Genomic DNA, 19,387 nt, shown 5'->3' with positions numbered 1-19,387 from the left:
TTCTGTTAGCGAAGCGTTTAATTGTTTGAAACAAATCTTAAATTAATGTTTCAGTTGCATTCCGGCAGTGGTGTCAGGTTGCTGAGCGTGCCCGCCTGCTGCCAAACCCCGGCCAACGGCGGGGCAAATTCCAGCTCGGTGTTGACGCTTCCGCTTGCGCTGGAGTTATAGATCAAGCGGTTTTCGCCGACGGGCTGCGAGCTGACCGGCACCGCGGCACAGCTGGGGCAAAAGCCGCTGAACTGCGCCAGCGATAGCGCCCCATCCTGCGCTGAGCCCTGTCCCAGCACCCAGCGAGGCAGGCCCGTGGGTCCGTAGAGATAGTTCACGTGTACCTGGTCTCCCGCAGCGCTCAGGATGGAGTACCCAAAACCCGGGAGCTCGGGGACATACCACAGGCCGGTACGAGCCACGGTCGCGCCGTTCGAGGCACAGCTTAGATCACTGATGATGACCTGATAGGGTTCACTGCCGCTGCGCCCGTGAAGCTGGAAATTAAAGATCGCGTTGCGTGCCGATTCGAACGTGAGGGAAACGGCGCCAACGACAGTCGGCCGCGCGGCCGCGCCATCCCAGCTGAATTGATTGAGGTCAGCCTCCCAGAAATCGTCACCCGGCGTATAGGGACCTTGCGCCAGGTACCAAGTGGGCGTGCCGTCTTCGAGGTAGGTGTACCACTCGAGGATCAGCTGGTTATCCACCTGATTCAGATTGAAACCGGCACCGTCGCGAGCCGGGTTGAACCACAGACCCGGTAGCGGGCCGTTGGCAGCGTCACCGCCGGCGCCCTCGAGCTGCTGGGGCGGCTGCCGCTCCATCGCCATGCTGACGGTCATGCGCTGATGGCTTCCACTTTGGTTGATGGGCACGAGGTAATACCGCCCGGCCGTGACGGGTGCCACCGTTCGACCGCCGCCGCTGCCGCTCGCCACCACCTGGGCGGCGCTGTCAGCCGGAACCACCGACGGCGGATCAAATGCCCTCGCCTGGCTTCGCAGTTCCCACTGAATATCACCCGGCGCTTCAAGATCGAGCGTCAGCTCGGTGGCGCTGGCCGGCACGTCGATAAACAGGCGGGCGTGCCCCTGGTGAGGTGCCAGCGTTAGCTCCGTCGATTGATCCGGTTGCAGCAGCAGAGGCTCCCGGGTCAGCAGATCAGGACTGCCCGACGAGCCGCCGCTGCCGTCGCTAAGCCGGCTCAGCGCCACGGGTATCACGCCCAGCGGGGGCAGATTGTCTGCGGCGCGGGGCAGCAAAGCGCCCACCCACAGTTCACCGGGTACCATCTGACCTTGGTCCCACGTCAGGCGCACCGGAAACGACTGCTGGAACTCGACGTTGCCCGGGCCGGTGGCGACCAGCGAGCGGTCGGACGACGGCGTCGGCGCGGCCACGGTCAGCGAAACTGCATCGATCGCGCCGGTTTCGCTGGCCCGCCAGTTCTGCAGCAAAATCCAATAGCGGCCGGGCTCGTCGATCATCGTCAGGCAGACTTCGACGGCGGTTGGTGAGGTGCTGCGACAGATCTCCTCTTCCGCATCAGGTCGCGCGTTGCCGTTGAGGTCCCGACCCACAAACAGGTCCAGATCGGTGGCGGGGTTGTCCGCACCGGTCTGCGCGTACAGCAGCGTGCCCGCTTCGTTCACCGTTCGAGTCACAAAGAAGGCCCCCTGCACGACGTTGTCGTAGGGGTCGCTGTTGGTATTGTCAGCCGCAAGGGATCGATTCAAGACGTTGGCCCGGTCCAGCGCAAGCGTGTCGAAGCGGGCCTGAGGCAACGCGATCAGCCCCGCCAGGTCGACCTGCTCCGAGCCGCGATTGGATGGCGTGCTGATTCGAAACACCTCCGGCAGATCGCCCGCGGCGGCCGTCAGCTGGAAGACGATACGCTGCGCCGCCACGTCCGCTTCCGACGAGCTCAGGACCACCAGCCCCGTAACCGATTCGCCGATGCTCCCGGCCCCGGACACGTCGAGCTCGATGTTGAGGCTCTGGCTTTCGCCAGCGGCCAGGCTGAAGCTGGCGGGTGTGACCTGCCCGGTTACGCCATCGTCGCTGACCACTCTCGCCGACCACTGCCCGCCGTCGAGCGCCTGCACGGTACGGACAAAGCTGCAGCTGCCGACACAGCGGCTGCTGGCCAGCATCGGCAGGTTCAGACTGCCGGGGTCACCGCCCAGGCCGGGGTCGGCGAGATCAAAATCTCGTCGCGTGATGTCGAACGTCAGGCCGGCTCGCAGGGCCTCCTCCGGATTGACCCGGCCGGCGCCGACGTCAAACGCGTCAGCCAAAGACGTGCCGTTGCTGTCGATCATGCCGTTGTTAATCGCACTGCTGACGAGCAGCGAGTGCAGCTGGCTCGGCGTCAGGTCAGGCCGCACGCCGAGCAAAAGCGCGGCGCTGCCGGCCACGTGGGGCGACGCCATGGAGGTACCACTCTTGAACGAAGAGGTATTTCCCGTCAGGCCGGCAGCCAGAATATTGGATCCGGGGGCCGCCACCTCGGGCTTGATAACGCCGGGGACAAACGCGTCAGGCCCGCGCGAGCTGCTGGCGGAAACGCGGTCGCCGAGCGCGTCGTCAACCACCACACCCTGGCCTGCAATCCGGGCGCGCAGCTCCTCACCGCCAGCGTTGAGCCAGGCGCGAAGCTCATCACCGTCGCGCCGACCCAGATGGGTCGCCGGCAGACAGTGGTCATCGGATACCGTCGACTCACCCTGCGCCGCCGTGTTGGCCAGGACGTAGCCGCCGGCCCCGGCCGCACGGACGTTGAAGCCTTTTTCAATGCGTCCATAAGTGCCCCGATCGCAGACCACAATTTCACCGTTGAATGTCCCGGGCGCAAACGGATTGGTGCGGCCCGTGTGAGCGTCACAGGACGACTGAAGCTCTGCCTCACCTGAGCCACACAGCGCGTTGCCAAAGTCGCCGGCGTAAACGATGGGAACCGGCCCAAACGGTCCGGTGAAGCCAACGCCGGCAAGATCCGGCGGCGGAGCGGCGTTGCCGCCGGTCATGCTGTCGAGGACGTTCTGGAAACGACGGTTATGCGTCGAGTTAGCGACCGCTAGCATCCACGGCGCGTTGGCCGGCGACGTGATGGTCCCCGGCTCGCTGCCGCTGTTGCCGGCGGAAGTGACTATCAGCGTGCCCGCAGCGCGGGCCGCCAGCATCGCTCGGGTGTCCGAGTCCCCCCAGGGGTTGGACGAGCTGCCGCCGATCGAATAATTCACGACGGGCACCTGATCCACCACAATCTGCTCAAGCGCGGCCAGTATGGCGTCGAGCACACAAAAGTTCTCGTCCTCCGGCGTCGCCGGATCGTCGGCCAGACAGACCTTATAGGTAATCAGGTTGGCGTGCGGGGCCACGCCCGAAACGTCCAGCTGGATGGAAGCGGTGTTGCCCACAACGTTGGACGTGCGCACGTTGCCGACCGCGGTGCTCGCGACGTGGGTGCCGTGGCCGTCGGTATCCTGACCCAGGCGGGCGCCTTCCTGCGTGAAGTCATACACCCCGATGAGCTTGTCGTTGCAGCGCACCTGCGCGTTGCCGCAAAGCCCAAATTGCCGCCCTCGAGGATTGTCGTGGTCGTACCCGTCACCGCCAACGTCCGCAAAAGCCGGGTGGTCCCAGTTGACGCCGGAGTCGATCACGCCGACCACCACGCCCTCGCCCATCGTGCCGGAGGCACCCCAGGCTTCCGGTGCGCCGATCCAAACCGGTCCGGAGTCGGTGCTGGGTCGTTGGATCTTCGCCGGATAGACACGCTTGACGCCGTCGACCACCGCCAGCTCAGCGGCTTCGTCGGCCGAAAGGTCCAGCGAAACGCCGTTGGTCAGCAGGTCGTAGCGGTAGCGGGGACGCAGCTCGCGCGCGAGGCGGAGCTCACCGTCCGCCATCGCCTTGGTCGACTCCCGCTCCAGGTATGCCCGGTATTCTTTGACGTTCCCGGCCTCGGGCTCGAGCGGTCCGCTTTTGGCGCGGGTTGGCGCCATCAGCCAGGTGCCGTCCGCCGCGCGGCGTCCGTCAAACAGCGCCACGGGCGGGTCGCTGAATTCGACGATATAACGGCCCGGCATCACCTCCGGTTCGACCGGGTCGCGCGCTGCCGCGCTGGCGGCTGCAAGCGATGTGACCACCGCCAGCAGGCCGTTGAGCAAACCAATTTTCCGAGTCATCCTTTCTCCGTTACGTTTGCCGCACCGACGGTTTTAGTATGGCAGCTGGCCGGCGTTTTGCCCGGCGCTCAGTCGCGCGGCGTTCGCATGGTGACCAGTTCCTCCGCCGCCGTCGGATGAATACCGATGGTGGCGTCGAACTGGGCTTTGGTGGCACCCATCTTGATCGCCACCGAAAAGCCCTGCAGCATTTCCGCTGCGTCAAGGCCCACGATATGTAGGCCTACCACCTGTTGACTATCGGCAGCGACAATCAGTTTCATCATGGTTCGCTCATCGCGCCCCGACAGCGTGTGCTTCATCGGTCGAAAGCTCGACTGGTAGACCTCGATGTCACCATATTCAGACCGGGCTTCGTCCTCGGTGAGTCCCACCGAACCGACAGGCGGCTGGCTGAAGACGGCAGACGGTATGTAGTGGTGGTCGACCGGGGTCGGCAGATTGCCGAACTGGGTTTGCGCGAAGGCCTGCCCCTCCATGAGCGCAACGGGCGTCAGATTGACCCGGTTGGTGACGTCGCCGACCGCAAAGATATTTTCCACGGAGGTTTGCGAGTAGTCGTCGACGACTACCGCCCCGTCAGAATCGGTCTCCACGCCAACCCGTTCCAGCCCCAGGTGACTGATCTTCGGCGCCCGTCCCGTGGCGAGCAGCAGCGCGTCAGCCTCGATGGTCGTGCCGTCATCCAGCGTGATGCGAAGCGCGCCGTCGAGCTTCTCTGCCCGGCTGATGGTCCGGTCGAGCGCCACGTTGATGCCTTTCTTCTGGATCTCCGCGGTCAGCGTGTCGCGGACATCTGAGTCAAAGCCGCGCAGCAGGCTTGGGCCCCGATATACCTGCGTGACCTGGCTGCCCATGCCCTGAAAGATGCCGGCAAACTCCACGGCGATGTAGCCGCCGCCATAAATAACGATCCGCTTGGGTTGAGTCGGAAGGTGAAAGACCTCGTTGGAGGTGATGCCCAGCTCAACGCCCGGGAACGCGGGCGCTGAGGGCCAGCCCCCAACGGCCAGCAAAATTTTGTCGGCAGTGACCTGTTTGTCGCCGAGCCGGACGGTATGGGCGTCGACCAGCTCGCCGCGGGTTTCGATTAAGTCGACACCGGCGTTGCTCAGCAACGATTTGTACACGCCGTTGAGGCGATCGATCTCTCGGTCTTTGTTGGCGATCAAGGTCGGCCAGTCGAAGCGATTTTCGCCGACGGTCCATCCGAAGCCCCGGGCATCCTCAAAGTCTTCATGAAAATGCGCCGCGTAGACCATCAGCTTCTTGGGAACGCAGCCGCGGATCACGCAGGTTCCGCCGACACGGCTTTCCTCACAAACGCCGACCCGGGCACCGAAGCCCGCGGAGATCCGGCTTGCGCGTACGCCCCCAGAGCCGGCGCCAATGACAAACAAATCGTAGTCGTACTGGGCCATTTACCCGTTCCTTTCACCAAAGTCGCGGCGCATTATCTACCAATCTCGTGAAGATGATGAAACCGGTCGGCCAGCCTGCTAGCATTGCGGCCCCGGCGGGGGCTCGTAAAACATTGCTGCAGGTTCAATCCCTTTTCTTTCAGCGCAATCAGCTGACCATCTTGCGGGACGTCCAGCTCACCGTGGACGCGGGAGAGGTTGTACTGATCCGCGGCGAAAACGGCTCCGGCAAGTCGACTCTGATTCGCCTGCTCTCCGGGCTGGTCCCCGCCCAGGAACCTTTTGAGGTGACGCTGGACGACGAACGCTTCGATCCTAAGGACCCGCGCTGCCAGATTCAGTTTCAATACCTGGGCCATAACCTAGGGCTCAAGGACAATCTCACCTGCGCGGAAAACCTGAATTTCTACGCCGACTTCCTGGGCCGGCGGGATGACGTCACCGTCCAGGGTGCGCTCAATGCCTGCGGCCTTGACGGCTACCAGTACAGCGAAGCCGGTCGAATGTCGGCAGGCCAGCGCAAACGCCTGGCGCTGGCGAGACTGCTGCTGTGCCCGGCCCGCATTTGGTTTCTCGATGAGCCCTACAGCAACCTCGATGCCGAGGGAATCACGCTGGTGGACCGCCTGCTCCAACGCCATATCAGCGAAGACGGGCGGGCGCTCATGACGAGTCACGGCACCTTCGTGCCCCAGGTCAGCAATCATCGGGAGCTCGAGATCGACGGGTGGACCCCATGAGCCTGCCCCGTGCCGTGCTCGCGCTGCTGGCGCGCGATCTGCGCCTGGCGCTGCGGCGCCGGTCAGAGATGCTGGCGCCGGTGCTGTTTCTACTGATGGTCGCAACGCTGTTTCCGCTGGGACTAGGCCCGGACCGGGATCTGCTGGTGACCATCGCTCCCGGGGTGATCTGGGTGATCTCCCTCCTGGCGTGTTTGCTGTCGCTCAATCTGCTGTTTTATGCCGATCTGGAAGACGGCACGCTGGATCAGCTGATCATCTCGCGCTGGCCCCTGCCGGTGCTGGCGCTGGCCAAGGTGGGTGCCCACTGGCTGGTGAGCGGCCTGCCGGTGGTGCTGGTGGCGCCCGTGGTGGCCGTCGCCTATGGTTTAAGGGCGGAGACGATCAGCATCATGGCCTTGTCATTGCTGCTCGGAACCCCAATTTTGAGCAGCATTGGCGCAATCGGCGTTTCGTTAAGTGTGGGCCTGCGCCGCGGCGGTATGTTCCTGTCGCTGCTGGTGCTGCCGCTGTATGTACCTGTGATAATCTTTGCTACCGCAGCCGTTACGGCATCGCTGGAGGGCTTTTCTCCCGCGGCCAGTCTCTACCTGTTGGCTGCCATGCTGGTGCTGGCGGTGACTACGGCCCCGTTTGCGATTGCTGCGGGCCTCAGGATCAGTGTTTCATGAATAGACTTACCCTCTGGTTTCATAAGCTGGGCTCTCCCGAGTACTTCTACCGCTTCAGCGGGCGGCTGATCCCCTGGCTGGCGGTGGCGTGCGCCATCGTTCTCGGCTGGGGTCTCTACCGCGGACTCTTCGTGGCGCCGCCCGACTATCAGCAGGGTGAAAGCTATCGAATCATCTTCATTCACGTACCCAGCGCCTGGATGAGTTTGTTTATCTACGTCGCCATGTGCGTGTCCGGCGTCGTCGGGATTGTCTGGCGAATCAAAGTGGCCGAAATTGTCGCGATGGCCAGCGCGCCCATTGGCGCTGCGTTCACCGCCATCACGCTCGCGACGGGCGCGCTCTGGGGTCGGCCGATGTGGGGCAGCTACTGGGTGTGGGATGCCCGGCTGACGTCGGAGCTGGTGCTGCTGTTTATCTACATCGGCGTCATTGGCCTGTACCAGGCGATCGAGGATCGTCGCAGCGCAGCACGAGCCGCGTCGATCCTGGCGCTGGTCGGCCTGGTGAATATTCCGATCATCCACTTCTCGGTAGAATGGTGGGCCACTCTCCACCAGGGCTCGACCGTCAATCTCATGGGCGAAAACGCCATCCATCCGAGCATGCTGTGGCCGCTGCTGGCCATGGCGCTGGCGACCAAGCTGTTTTATGCCTTCAACGTCCTGCAGCGGGCTCGCGTGATGCTGCTGGAGCAGGAGAGCAGCAAGCGCTGGGCCCAGCGGGCCATCGGGGTCGAAATGCCGGGCAGCACCGCCTGAGGCGCCGTCGATGGATTGGCAGGCATTTTTTGCCATGGGCGGTTATGGCACCTTCGTCTGGGGGTCCTACGCGGTATTCACGGTGATCCTGCTATGGATAGTGGCGGCCCCGATGGTGAAGAAAAGGATATTGATGAGAGAGCTGAAGCAACGTCAGGCGTTGGCCCGACGCAGGAGCAAATCATGACCCCGACACGGAAGCGGCGGCTCTATGCCGTGCTGGCGATCGCCGTCGGCGTATCCGGCGCTGTCGCGCTGGCGCTGACCGCACTGAACGACAACATGCTGTTTTTCTTTTCTCCCGCGGAGGTGCACGCCGGCGAGGTCCCGAGCGGCAGCAACTTCCGCCTGGGCGGCATGGTGCTGGACGGATCGGTCAGCCGCACTCCGGGCGACCTGAAGGTCCGCTTTGTCCTCACCGATTACAACCAAAGCGTGCCGGTTGAGTTCGAAGGCATCCTGCCCGACCTGTTTCGTGAGGGCCAGGGCATCATCGCTCAGGGTGCGCTGTCCACCAGCCCGTCCGGCGAACAGGTGTTCGTCGCCAGCGAAGTGCTGGCCAAACATGATGAGACCTACATGCCGCCCGAGGTCGCTGACGCGCTGAAGAAGGCTGAGGAAGCGAAGGAGGCCGACGGTGATTCCTGAGCTCGGACAGTTTGCGCTGATTCTGGCCCTGGCCATGGCGGTGATCCAGGGCACTCTGCCGATCTTCGGCGCCCAGCTGGGCAAAACCACCTGGATGAACGTCGCTCGGCCCGCCGCGTTCGGCCAGGCAACGTTTGTCACCATCGCACTGGCGATTCTCACCTACGCATTCGTGACTCAGGATTTTTCTGTGGTTTACGTGGCGCAAAACTCTAACCTGCTGCTGCCAATCCCGTATCGCGTATCGGCGGTGTGGGGCGCCCACGAAGGATCCCTCCTGCTTTGGGTATGGATCCTGGCCGTGTGGACCGTGGCGGTGGCGCTGTTCAGCCGCTCCCAGCCAGAGGGTTTTATCGCTCGCGTCATCGGCGTGATGGGCTGGATCAGCGTTGGCTTTCTGCTGTTTACGCTGCTCACCTCTAATCCATTCCTCCGGCACGTGCCCGCGCTGCCGGACGGCAACGATCTCAATCCGCTGCTCCAGGACCCGGGCCTCATTATTCACCCGCCGATGCTGTACGTCGGCTACGTGGGCTTCTCGGTGGCCTTTGCGTTTGCGATCGCTGCGCTGCTAGAGGGCCGCGTCGACAGCCGCTGGGTTCGCTGGTCCCGACCCTGGACCAACGTTGCCTGGGCGTTTCTGACCATCGGCATTGCGCTCGGCAGCTGGTGGGCTTACTACGAGCTCGGCTGGGGCGGCTGGTGGTTCTGGGATCCGGTGGAAAACGCGTCGTTTATGCCTTGGCTGGCCGGCACCGCCCTGATCCACTCTCAGGCCGTGACCGACAAACGAGGCGCTTTCAAAAGCTGGACCATCCTGCTGGCGATTTCCGCCTTCAGCCTGAGTCTGCTGGGGACCTTTCTTGTGCGCTCGGGCGTGCTCACGTCGGTTCACGCGTTCGCGAGTGATCCGGAGCGGGGGATGTTTATCCTCGGTTTTCTGTTCGTGCTGTGCGGCGGCGCGCTGCTGCTTTACGCCATCCGGGCGCCGGGGATTGCCACCGGCGGCCAATTCTCCCCGGTATCGCGCGAGACGGCGCTGCTCACCAACAATCTTTTCATGGCGGGTTCCGCTGCCATGGTGCTGGTGGGCACGCTCTATCCGCTGATCGCGGAAGCTGCCGGCTGGGGCAAGATCAGCGTTGGGCCACCGTATTTCGGCCTGATGTTTTTTATTCTGATGGCGCCGATCATTCTGCTGATGCCTTACGGGCCTTTCACCCGCTGGCGCAGCGACAACGCGGGTCGGCTGGTACGCGATAGCCTGCCCCTCCTGGCGGTGTCGATCGTTGCCGGCGCGGCGCCCTGGATTGTCTGGCAGAACTTCAGCCTGCGCGGCGTCCTTGGACTTGCCGGGGGCATCTGGGTGATGGCGATGACCATCAAGTATCTGCTTCACGTCAATCGCAGCGCGAAGTCTCGCTGGCTCGGCATGCCGCGGATGTCTCGGGCGGCGCTCGGGATGCTGCTGGCGCACCTCGGCGTCGGCGTTTTCTTAGTCGGTGTGACCATGGTAGAGACACGGGGCATCGAAAAGGACGTGGCGATGAAGCCTGGCGAGTCGTTTGAGGCGAACGGCTTCGACTTTCAGTTTCTTGGGGTCAACCGCGTTGACGGGCCCAACTATCAGGCCGACCAGGGCGTTTTCAGCGTCAGCCGCGGTGGTGAGGTCATCGCCGAGCTCCGGCCGGAGAAGCGCGGCTATTCCCGCGGCGGTCAGATTATGACCGAAGCGGCCATCGACCCCGGGCTGACGCGCGATCTCTATGTCTCGCTCGGCGAACCGCTGGACGAGGCCGGCAGCTGGGCCGTCCGGGTCTACTTCAAGCCGTTTATCCGGTGGATCTGGCTGGGTGCCCTAATGATGATGGCGGGCGGAATGCTGGCCGCATCCGATCAGCGCTATTTCCGCGAAGCCGCGGCGGCGCGCAAAGCGCGGGCGGCCGCGCAGGATGAGGCTGAATCCGTCCGGCCGGGTGACGAGGCGCCGGCAACGGCATGAAGCTTACCCTGCTCCTGCCTCTGCTGGCCTTTCTGGCCCTCGGCGTGCTCCTCAAGAGCGGCATCGGCAAAGACCCAACGCTGGTCCCCTCGCCGCTGATCGCCAAGCCTGCGCCGGCCTTCGACCTGCCGCTGCTGGCCGATCCGGAGCAGCGGCTGACCCGCGATGACCTGCTGGGGACCCGCTATCTGCTGAATGTCTGGGGCAGCTGGTGCCCCGCCTGCCAGGTTGAGCATCCCTACATCACCGAGGTGGCGGAGCGCGGCGAGCTGCCCGTCTACGGCCTGAACTGGAAGGACGAGGCGGGAGAGGCCAAACGGTGGCTGCAGTACTTCGGCAACCCCTATCGGGCCAACCTCTATGATCCCAGTGGTCGCACCGGTATCGATTTTGGCGTCTACGGCGCGCCCGAGACTTTTCTGATCGGTGCGGACGGCACGGTGCTGGCCAAACACGTCGGCCCGCTCGACGCCGAGATTTTCGCCGAGACTTTTGCACCACTGCTGACCGGCGAACCGGAGTCTTGACGGTGCCGAAAAGCCCTCTGTCTGCGTCGCTGCGCGCGGCGTTCCTGTCCCTCAGCCTGCTGCTCAGCGGCCCGCTGCTGGCGATCGACCCGCAAGACTTTGAGTCTCCCGCGCAGGAGGAGCGCTACTGGGCGCTGATCGAGGAGCTGCGCTGCCTGGTCTGTCAGAACCAGAATCTGGCCGACTCTGACGCGACGCTGGCAAAAGACCTGCGGGATCAGGTGCTCGAAATGATGGTGGCCGGCCAGAGCAACGACCAAATCAAGTCGTTTCTTGCCGAACGCTACGGCGATTTTGTGCTGTATCGACCGCCGGTTAAACCCGCCACCTGGGGACTATGGTTTGGGCCCCTGGTGCTGGTTTTGATCGGGGGTATGGCGCTGGTTTTTAACCTGCGGCGGCGGCGCGCTCTGCCGGCACAGGTGCTCGCCGATCCGGATCAGGAAGAGCTCGATCGAGAGCTGGCGAAGCTTGAAGCGGAGCGTGAGGGCAAAAACCGATGACCGCGTTTTGGATCAGCGCATGCGTGATGCTGGCCGCAGCCCTGGCGTTTGTGGTTCCCGGGCTCCTGCGCGGCGGTGCACCAGACGTGTCCGAAGCGGCGGTCGACGCCAGGCGGCGGCTCAAGTCGCTGGAGGAAGCCTTCCGCGACGGACACCTCGAGGAGTCGGACTACGCAGAGCGCAAACAGGCCATCGCGGGCAGTTTGCTGGAGGCGGTCGAACCCCAGCAGCAAACGCCCAGATCGGTGGCGGCCGGCGTGCTGCTACTGGTTGCGGCACCGGTTTTTGCCGTGGTGATGTATCTACAAATCGGCGATCCCCGGGCCATCGAGCTGGGCGTGCCGGTAGCCGGAAGCTCAGGTGCGGGCGGTCAGGGTGGCGAACAGCCCGGAGCGCCGGAGCTCGCCAGTGCGGTCACCCAGCTCGCCGCCAGGCTGGCCCAGAATCCGGAAGACGTCGACGGCTGGTTTCTCATGGGTCGCTCTTATCGCGCCATGGATCGCTACGCCGAGGCCGCGGACGCGTTCCGTCGGGCGCTGGAGCTGGTGCCCGATCAGCCGGTGATCCTGATTGAACTGGCCGAGGCGCTGGCGTTCCAGAGCGGTGAACCCACCCTGCCGCAGGAGGCTCGCGACGCGCTAGCCAAAGCCATGGCGCAGGACCCGACGCTGCAGAAAGGCCTGTGGCTTCAGGGGCTGGATGCCTTCAACCTGGGCAACTACGAACGCGCGCTGGAACGCTGGCAGGCGCTTGCCGCGCAGCTGGAACCAGGCAGCGACGGCGCCCAACAGATCGCCGAACAGATCGCCCAGGTGGAGCAGGCGCTGGGCCGTGAGCCTTCCAGCCCAGCGGCGGTCGCGGCTACACCGAGTCCCAACGCTGCAGCAACATCTCCGACTCAATCGGACGGCGCGGCTCAGCTGACCGTGGAAATTTCGCTCGCCCCGGAGCTGGCCTCCCGCGTAACCCCCAACGACGTGCTGTTTGTGTTCGCCAGGGCACACAACGGCCCGCCGATGCCGCTCGCGATCCAGCGGCTGACGGCCGCGGACCTGCCGACTTCGGTCAAGCTCGACTCGAGTATGGCGATGATGCCGGCGATGAACCTGGCGGCGTTCCCCGAGGTTGTCGTCGGCGCGAGAATCTCGAAGACCGGCAACGCGACGGCGCAGCCCGGCGATTTGGAAGCGCTGTCGGAGCCGGTCGCCAACAACCAAACCCAGCCCGTACGACTCGAGATTGCCACGGTGCTCTAAGACGATGCAGGCGGGTTTACCCGCGTGGCGCTCGATCCTTTGCTCGGCGCGCGACACCCGCCCCTAGTGTCCACCTCTTATGGCGCATCCACCCGAACAGCAGCACACGGTGATTGTCGGCGCGGGACCCGCGGGGCTGGCGGTGGGGGCCAGTTTGCGCCGACTCGGTCTGCCGTTTCTGCTAATCGAGGCGTCACACGGCGTGGGTCAGCGCTGGCACGAACACTACGAGCGGCTGCACCTGCATACGCCCGCCAGCGACTCGTGCCTGCCGTTTCTCAGCTTTCCGCGGGGGACACCGCGCTATCCCAGCCGCCAACAGGTTGTGGCCTACCTCGAAACCTACGCACGACACTTCGAGCTTGAACCGCGTTTTGGCTGCTCGCTCAAAAACCTGGAACCGGTTCCGCAGGGCTGGCTGCTGGAGACGGGCGAGGGCTCGATTCAGGCCCGGCAGGTTGTGATCTGTACCGGCTACAATCGCTGCCCTCAGACGCCGGCGTTGCTGCCCACGTCGTCAAAGCCGTCAACGTTCGATGAGGGACCTAAGGTGATGCATGCGGTGAATTACCGAAACCCAGACAGCGTACCTGGCCCGGCCAATCTGGTGGTCGGTATCGGCAATACGGGCGCGGAAATTGCGTTGGACCTCGCCGAAGCTGGGAGACAGGTGGAAATCTCGGTACGAGGGCCCCTGAACGTGGTACCGCGCGAGCTTTACGGCTTGCCGCTGAACACTATCTCCCGTCTCAGCCGCCTGATTCCCGATCGGGTCGCCGAAAAAATGAATCGCCGCACCCTGGACCGGCTGTATGGTGATCTCCCCCGCTACGGCCTGAACCCCCTCCCCTACAGCGCCCACTGCCAGATCGACCAGCATCAGCGCGTGCCGCTGATCGACGTCGGCACGATCGACGCGATCCGCAGCGGCGCCATTAAGGTCCGGCCAGGGATCGAGTCGGTCAGCGGCAGCGAGGTTCACTTCGTCGACGGCAGCCGCCGCCGCTATGACGGGCTGGTGCTGGCTACCGGCTATCGGCCGAGGCTCCATGAGCTGATGCCCGCACTGGCCAATCAGCTCAATGGCGCCGGGGCGCCCCAGACCAGCGGTACCGAAGTTTTGCCCGGACTCTATTTCTGTGGATTCCGAGTCTCGACCCGCGGCATGTTGAATCAGATCAGCCGGGAAGCGCGCGCGGTCGCAGAGCAGCTAAGGGACGCGGCATGACGCTGGTCCGCTTCGATGAGGTCACCCTGGAGATCGGTGAGCTGAAGCTGCTGACCGGCGTCAACTTCTCCATCGAAGCTGACGAGCGAGTCTGTCTCCTGGGCCGGAACGGCGCAGGCAAGTCGACGCTGCTCAAACTGATCACGGGGGAAATCGAGCCGGACGGGGGCGAGATCGTGCGTAAGGGTGGCCTGCGGGTCACCCAGCTCCGCCAGGATCTGGCGGAAGGAAGCCAGACGCGGGTCCGCGACTTCGTCCGGTCTGGGATGGCCGATCACGAGGCGCTGATCAAACAATACCAGCACCTGTCGGACCAACCGCAGGACAAACACACGCTGCGGGAGCTGGAGGCGATGCAGCGTCGTATCGAAGCCGGCGCCGGATGGAATATCGATCAGGCCGTCGACACAACGATCAGTCAGCTCGACCTGCCGGCGGAGCTGGAGATGTCGCAGCTGTCGGGCGGCTGGCGGCGGCGGGTCAGCCTGGGCCAGGCGCTGGTGTCGCGCCCGGACCTCCTGCTGCTGGACGAACCCACCAACCACCTGGATATCTCGACCATCGAATGGCTGGAAAACGAGATTCGAGCGTATCCCGGGGCCGTACTGTTCATCTCGCACGACCGGGCGTTTGTCAGTCGGCTTTCCAGCCGCATCGCCGAGCTCGATCGCGGCATCATCAACAGCTGGCCTGGCAACTATCGCGATTTTCTGGCGTCCCGCCGGAAAGCCTGGCAGGACGAGGACAAACACAACGCTGAGTTCGACAAGAAGTTGGCCCAGGAAGAAGCCTGGATCCGCCAGGGCATCAAGGCGCGGCGCACCCGCAACGAGGGCCGGGTTCGAGCCCTGGAGGCAATGCGCGAGGAGCGCGCTGGGCGGGTCAAGCGCCAGGGCAAGGCCAAGGTGCATATCAGCGAAGCAGAGCTTTCCGGCCGGAAGGTCATCACGGCCAAGAACGTCAACTTCCGCTACGGCGATCTCCATCTGGTGCGAGACTTTGACCTCAAGCTTCAGCGCGGCGATCGCATCGGTCTGATCGGAAATAACGGGGTCGGCAAAAGCACGCTCCTGAAGCTGATGCTGGGCGAGCTCACGCCGCAGACCGGGAGCGTTAAGCTGGGAACGAACCTCAAGCCCGGTTACTTCGACCAGCACCGCAGCGCGCTGGATCCTGAGAAAACCGTGGCCGAAACCGTCGGCGCCGGCCAGGAGTACATCAAGCTAAACGGCAAAGACCGCCACGTCGTTGGCTACATGGTGGATTTCCTGTTCAGCGCCAAGCGGGCGATGACGCCCGTCAAGGTCCTCTCCGGCGGTGAACGCAACCGGGTCCTGCTGGCCCAGATTTTTACCCGCGCCGCCAACCTGCTGGTGCTGGACGAGCCGACGAACGACCTGGACGTTGAGATGCTGGACGCGCTGGAGAGCCGGCTGCGCGCGTTTGAAGGGACCCTGATTGTGGTCAGCCACGACCGGGAGTTTCTCGACAACGTGGTGGATCGGGTGCTGGTCTTCGAGGCTGACGGCATGATCCGGGAGTACGTCGGGGGCTACAGCGACTGGCTGCGGCACCGCAAGCGGCTCGCCGAGGCGGACAGCCCGGGCGGCGGTCGGGAGCAGCAGCCGGACGCGCCGGAACAACCCAAAAAGGCACCACCCAGGCGCAAGCTGACCTACCGACTGCAGCGGGAGCTGGATGCCCTGCCCGATCAGATCGAAGCGCTGGAGCAGTCTTTGAGTGAGCTTCAGGAGCAGGTCGCGGAGCCGGCTTTCTACCAGCAGCCCGCGGAACAACAGAGCGAGGCCTGGGAACAGATCAAAGCGCTGGAGGTCGAACTGGCACACCTGACCGACCGCTGGGGTGAGCTCGAATCGATGGCCGACGCCGGCAACCCCTGAGACGTTTGTTCACTTGCCAAGGACGCAGGTGCAGGCTATTTCTTGAAGTTAAACCGCTGCGCGGCCGACTGTCGTTCAGACCGCCCAGCCAATGAGCAGCAATTGCATGTGGCACTATCGAGGACAACAGCGACCTGACTTTGCCGACGCGCCGGAGCCGGGCCAGGAGTCGGTCTGGGATTATCCCCGGCCGCCGGCCCTGCGGCCTGACGAGCGGCTGGTTGAGGTCTTTCACGGCGAACATCTGCTCGCCCGCAGCAGCGGCAGCGTCAGAATTTTGGAAACCGCCAGCCCGCCGACCTTTTACCTGCCGCCTGACGACGTCCACTGGGACCTCCTCGAGCACGTCGCCGGCAGTTCTTTTTGCGAGTGGAAGGGCGCTGCCCGCTACTACGCGCTGGCTGGAAGCTTCACCGCCGCCGGCGAGCCGCTCGCCGGTCATCCCGTCGGCTGGTGCTACCCGGATCCGACGCCGGCATTTACTACAATTGCGGGCTGGCCCTCGTTCTACCCAGGCCGAGTCAGCTGTCGCGTTGACGGCGAGGCGGTGCAGCCGCAGCCCGGCGGGTTCTACGGCGGCTGGCTGACCAACGAGATTGTCGGGCCGGTCAAAGGCACGCCGGGTACCGGGCACTGGTAGCCTTGGTCCTTGGAAACAACAACGCCGCTAAGGGTATCTCGCAGGCCCGGCTGACGGGCGATCACGTATGATGAATTGATGCTGGTACTCACACCGGACAAGCTGCTGATGATCGTCGCGGGCACCTGCGTTGCGCTGCCGCCGCTGCTCGGGCTCCTCGCCCGCAACCGCGGGCGGCCGGTGATGACGTGGATGCTCGTCGGGGCCCTGCCGCTGCTGAATATCGGGGGCCTGATCATCCTGCTATGGACACCGCTGCTGGCCGAGCAGGAGGCCCAGCGGCAGCGTGAGCTTGCCTGGCAGGCGTCCCTCAAGGCGGCTGAGGGGGAGCTCGACAGTCCGCCTGAGGAGTCGGCACCCCCATGAACTATCAGGGCCAGCGTCAGCCAACGATCGGTTACGACGCCGACCGGGATCAGGTCTGGATTATCGATCAGACGCGGCTGCCCGGGGAGTTTGTGCTTTGCGACCTGACCAACCTCGAAGCGGCGGTGCGCGCCATAGCCGATATGCAGGTTCGAGGCGCGCCGCTGATCGGCGCGACGGCGGCTTTTGGCCTGGCGCTGGAAATGCGGCGCGACCCTTCCGACGCGGCGCTTGCCGCGGCGGCTGACCTGCTGGTTGACGCGCGACCCACCGCCGTCAACCTGGCCTGGGCTGTGGCTCGCATGACGGAACACCTGACACCGCTGCCGCCGGCTCAGCGCGGGAAAGCGGCCCTGGCGCTCAGCCAGGAGATTTGCCGGGAAGACGAAGCGCTCTGTTCAGCCATCGGCGACCATGGGCTTCCGCTGATCCAGGCGATTGCCGAACGGCGGCCGGGCCCGGTCAACGTTCTGACTCATTGCAACGCCGGCGCGCTGGCGACGCTGGACTGGGGCACAGCCACCGCACCGATTTACAAAGCCTTCGACGCCGGGATTGACATCCACGTGTGGGTCGACGAAACGCGCCCCAGAAACCAGGGAGCGGCGCTGACCGCCTGGGAACTCGGCGCGCATGGCGTGCCGCACACGGTCATCGTGGACAACGCCGGCGGGCACCTGATGCAGCGCGGTCTGGTCGATCTTTGCCTGGTGGGCACCGATCGCACCGTTGCCAGCGGTGACGTGTGCAATAAGATCGGCACCTACCTCAAGGCTCTGGCGGCGCACGACAACCAAATTCCTTTCTATGTCTGCGCGCCGTCGCCGTCCATTGACTGGGACCTGAGCGACGGCCTCAGCGAAATTCCGATCGAGCAGCGAGACGGCAGCGAAATACGCTGGGTGGCGGGCGTCGACCGGCAAGGACAGGCCGGCGAGGTGGACGTCGTGGCGGCCGGCAGCGCGGTCCGCAACGACGCGTTCGACGTGACGCCAGCCCGGCTGGTGACCGGCCTGATCACCGAACGCGGGATCTGCAGCGCGTCGAGTGATGGGCTGGCAGCGCTCTTCCCCGACCTGGCGAGGAACGCCGCGGCGGCCGGCGGCGCCGCCCCATGAGCCGAATGAGCTGGGTCCTGCTGGGGGCCCTGGCCATGACCTCGATCCTGGCCTGGTTCTCATCCCAGCTGATCGCGACCGCGCCCAATCAGCAGCCGGTGCTGCCGATGGAACCCACGCCCGCCGGAGCGCTCGACAACGTGGTACGCAGCGCCGAGTGTGACGGCTTAAAAACGGCCCTGGAATCGGAGCTTCTCAGTGCCACCGACTGCAGCGTGGACGACGACTGCGAAGTGATTCGACTCGATTGCCCGTTTGACTGCGCCAGCGCCATCGCCAGCACCAGCTTTGTCAGCATCTACCGGCTGCAGGATGAGTTCACCGCCACCTGCGGCGTCTGCCAGTCGGCCTGCACCGAAGAACCGCCGGCCGCGGTCTGCCGGCGCGGCCGCTGCGTGCTGGACGTTGCGGCCGGCCTGCGCAAGAGCGACAGACCCGGGCTGCCGGAGCGGCCCCAGGCACCCCCCTCCCGAGAGCCGGAAGGATGATTCTGCCGACCTTCGAGCTGGTTGAGGTCAGCCCGCGTGACGGACTGCAGAACGAACCGGGCATCTTCTCAACGGACAACAAGCTGGAGCTGATCCGGCGCGCACTCGCGGCCGGCATCCGGCGGATTGAGGTAGCGAGTTTTGTCCATCCGAAGGTAGTGCCCCAGATGGCTGACGCGGAGGCGGTCTGCAGCCGTCTGCCGGACTCCGAAGCCTGCTACGTCGGTCTGGTCCTGAACGCCAAAGGTCTCGAGCGAGCCCTGGCCACCGGGCGCATCGACGAAGTCGGCGCAGTGGCAGTGGCCAGTGATGGCTTTGGCGTGCGCAACCAGCAGCAGACCGTGACGCAGAGCATCGAGGTGTGTCAGCGAGTAATCAGCGATGCCAGAGCTGCCGGCCTGCGCGCCCAGGTCACGATCTCCGTTGCCTTCGGCTGCCCGTTTGACGGTCCGGTAGACCCGCAGCGCGTCGTTGACATCGCTCGCGAACTCGCCGCCGCTGAACCGCTGGAACTCGCCCTGGCTGACACCATCGGCGTTGCCAACCCGGTGCAGGTACGGGCGCTGTTTGCGGAAGTGCGCAGCGTTTTACCGGATCAGATCCAGCTCCGCGGACACTTTCACAACACCCGCAATACCGGCTACGCCAACGCCGCGGCGGCCCTGCAGGAAGGCGTTCCGGTCCTGGACGCGAGCATCGGTGGCGTCGGCGGTTGCCCGTTTGCCCCTCGCGCCACCGGCAATATCGCCAGTGAGGATCTGCTGTTCATGACTGACGGGATGGGCTGCGACAGCGGTGTCGATCTGGACCAGGTCATCAATGCCGCAGGCTGGCTCGGCGCTGCGCTCAATCGGCCCGTCCCCGGCATGCTGAGCCGAGCCGGCAACTATCCGGAATCGGTGGAGGAACGGCTGGCGGACAGACTCTGACCGG

The 19,387-nt window shown here is 64.6% G+C and carries 18 protein-coding genes; 16 read left to right on the top strand and 2 right to left on the bottom strand.

Features of this window, described 5'->3' with window-relative positions; genetic code table 11:
* Positions 1-50: 50 nt before the first annotated feature.
* Together AAF358_18770 and gor are read right to left on the bottom strand one after the other, a co-directional pair.
* The gene (locus tag AAF358_18770; protein ID MEM7707602.1) at positions 51-4,184 is read right to left on the bottom strand and encodes a S8 family serine peptidase; all 4,134 of its coding nucleotides are present in this window, start codon (positions 4,182-4,184) and stop codon (positions 51-53) included.
* Positions 4,185-4,252: 68 nt separating this feature from the next.
* Positions 4,253-5,605, bottom strand: coding sequence for a glutathione-disulfide reductase (gor, locus tag AAF358_18765; GenBank protein ID MEM7707601.1), 1,353 nt, complete (start codon positions 5,603-5,605; stop codon positions 4,253-4,255).
* 113 nt (positions 5,606-5,718) lie between these two features.
* On the opposite strand from gor, the gene ccmA reads away from it, so the two are divergent.
* The 16 genes from ccmA to AAF358_18685 all read left to right on the top strand — a co-directional run bounded on the left by ccmA (position 5,719) and on the right by AAF358_18685 (position 19,383).
* Positions 5,719-6,345 carry a heme ABC exporter ATP-binding protein CcmA gene (gene ccmA / locus AAF358_18760; GenBank protein ID MEM7707600.1) on the top strand — a complete coding sequence of 209 codons (627 nt, stop codon included), beginning with the start codon at positions 5,719-5,721 and terminating at the stop codon, positions 6,343-6,345.
* Positions 6,342-7,016 carry a heme exporter protein CcmB gene (gene ccmB / locus AAF358_18755; protein MEM7707599.1) on the top strand — a complete coding sequence of 225 codons (675 nt, stop codon included), beginning with the start codon at positions 6,342-6,344 and terminating at the stop codon, positions 7,014-7,016. Before ccmA ends, ccmB begins: the two co-directional genes overlap by 4 nt.
* A complete protein-coding gene (locus AAF358_18750; GenBank protein ID MEM7707598.1) occupies positions 7,013-7,777 on the top strand; it encodes a heme ABC transporter permease in 765 nt (254 codons plus the stop codon). The genes ccmB and AAF358_18750 overlap by 4 nt, the downstream gene beginning before the upstream one ends.
* A gap of 10 nt (positions 7,778-7,787) precedes the next feature.
* Positions 7,788-7,964, top strand: coding sequence for a heme exporter protein CcmD (gene ccmD, locus AAF358_18745; protein ID MEM7707597.1), 177 nt, complete (start codon positions 7,788-7,790; stop codon positions 7,962-7,964).
* Positions 7,961-8,425 (top strand): cytochrome c maturation protein CcmE, encoded by a 465-nt coding sequence (gene ccmE, locus AAF358_18740; protein ID MEM7707596.1) that lies wholly within the window; start codon positions 7,961-7,963, stop codon positions 8,423-8,425. The genes ccmD and ccmE overlap by 4 nt, the downstream gene beginning before the upstream one ends.
* Positions 8,415-10,427 carry a heme lyase CcmF/NrfE family subunit gene (locus tag AAF358_18735; GenBank protein ID MEM7707595.1) on the top strand — a complete coding sequence of 671 codons (2,013 nt, stop codon included), beginning with the start codon at positions 8,415-8,417 and terminating at the stop codon, positions 10,425-10,427. The genes ccmE and AAF358_18735 overlap by 11 nt, the downstream gene beginning before the upstream one ends.
* The gene (locus AAF358_18730) at positions 10,424-10,954 is read left to right on the top strand and encodes a DsbE family thiol:disulfide interchange protein (GenBank protein ID MEM7707594.1); all 531 of its coding nucleotides are present in this window, start codon (positions 10,424-10,426) and stop codon (positions 10,952-10,954) included. The genes AAF358_18735 and AAF358_18730 overlap by 4 nt, the downstream gene beginning before the upstream one ends.
* 2 nt (positions 10,955-10,956) lie before the next feature.
* Positions 10,957-11,457, top strand: a complete 501-nt coding sequence (locus tag AAF358_18725) for a cytochrome c-type biogenesis protein (protein ID MEM7707593.1) — start codon at positions 10,957-10,959, stop codon at positions 11,455-11,457.
* Positions 11,454-12,713, top strand: coding sequence for a c-type cytochrome biogenesis protein CcmI (gene ccmI / locus AAF358_18720; protein ID MEM7707592.1), 1,260 nt, complete (start codon positions 11,454-11,456; stop codon positions 12,711-12,713). The genes AAF358_18725 and ccmI overlap by 4 nt, the downstream gene beginning before the upstream one ends.
* A gap of 79 nt (positions 12,714-12,792) precedes the next feature.
* Positions 12,793-13,941, top strand: a complete 1,149-nt coding sequence (locus AAF358_18715) for an NAD(P)/FAD-dependent oxidoreductase (protein MEM7707591.1) — start codon at positions 12,793-12,795, stop codon at positions 13,939-13,941.
* A complete protein-coding gene (locus AAF358_18710; protein MEM7707590.1) occupies positions 13,938-15,842 on the top strand; it encodes an ATP-binding cassette domain-containing protein in 1,905 nt (634 codons plus the stop codon). The genes AAF358_18715 and AAF358_18710 overlap by 4 nt, the downstream gene beginning before the upstream one ends.
* A gap of 91 nt (positions 15,843-15,933) precedes the next feature.
* Entirely contained in the window at positions 15,934-16,482 is a 549-nt protein-coding gene (locus AAF358_18705; protein ID MEM7707589.1) for a DUF427 domain-containing protein, read from the top strand.
* A 78-nt stretch (positions 16,483-16,560) separates the two neighbouring features.
* Positions 16,561-16,848 carry a hypothetical protein gene (locus tag AAF358_18700; protein ID MEM7707588.1) on the top strand — a complete coding sequence of 96 codons (288 nt, stop codon included), beginning with the start codon at positions 16,561-16,563 and terminating at the stop codon, positions 16,846-16,848.
* A complete protein-coding gene (gene mtnA / locus AAF358_18695) occupies positions 16,845-17,966 on the top strand; it encodes an S-methyl-5-thioribose-1-phosphate isomerase (GenBank protein MEM7707587.1) in 1,122 nt (373 codons plus the stop codon). Before AAF358_18700 ends, mtnA begins: the two co-directional genes overlap by 4 nt.
* Positions 17,963-18,454, top strand: coding sequence for a hypothetical protein (locus AAF358_18690; protein ID MEM7707586.1), 492 nt, complete (start codon positions 17,963-17,965; stop codon positions 18,452-18,454). The genes mtnA and AAF358_18690 overlap by 4 nt, the downstream gene beginning before the upstream one ends.
* The gene (locus AAF358_18685) at positions 18,451-19,383 is read left to right on the top strand and encodes a hydroxymethylglutaryl-CoA lyase (protein ID MEM7707585.1); all 933 of its coding nucleotides are present in this window, start codon (positions 18,451-18,453) and stop codon (positions 19,381-19,383) included. Before AAF358_18690 ends, AAF358_18685 begins: the two co-directional genes overlap by 4 nt.
* The last annotated feature ends 4 nt before the right edge of the window (positions 19,384-19,387 follow it).

The sequence above is a fragment of the Pseudomonadota bacterium genome, from assembly GCA_039033415.1.
Taxonomy (GTDB): Bacteria; Pseudomonadota; Gammaproteobacteria; order Xanthomonadales; family SZUA-38; genus JANQOZ01.
Note: the sequence above shows the minus strand (reverse complement) of the source record. Positions and strands in the feature narration are given on the sequence as shown.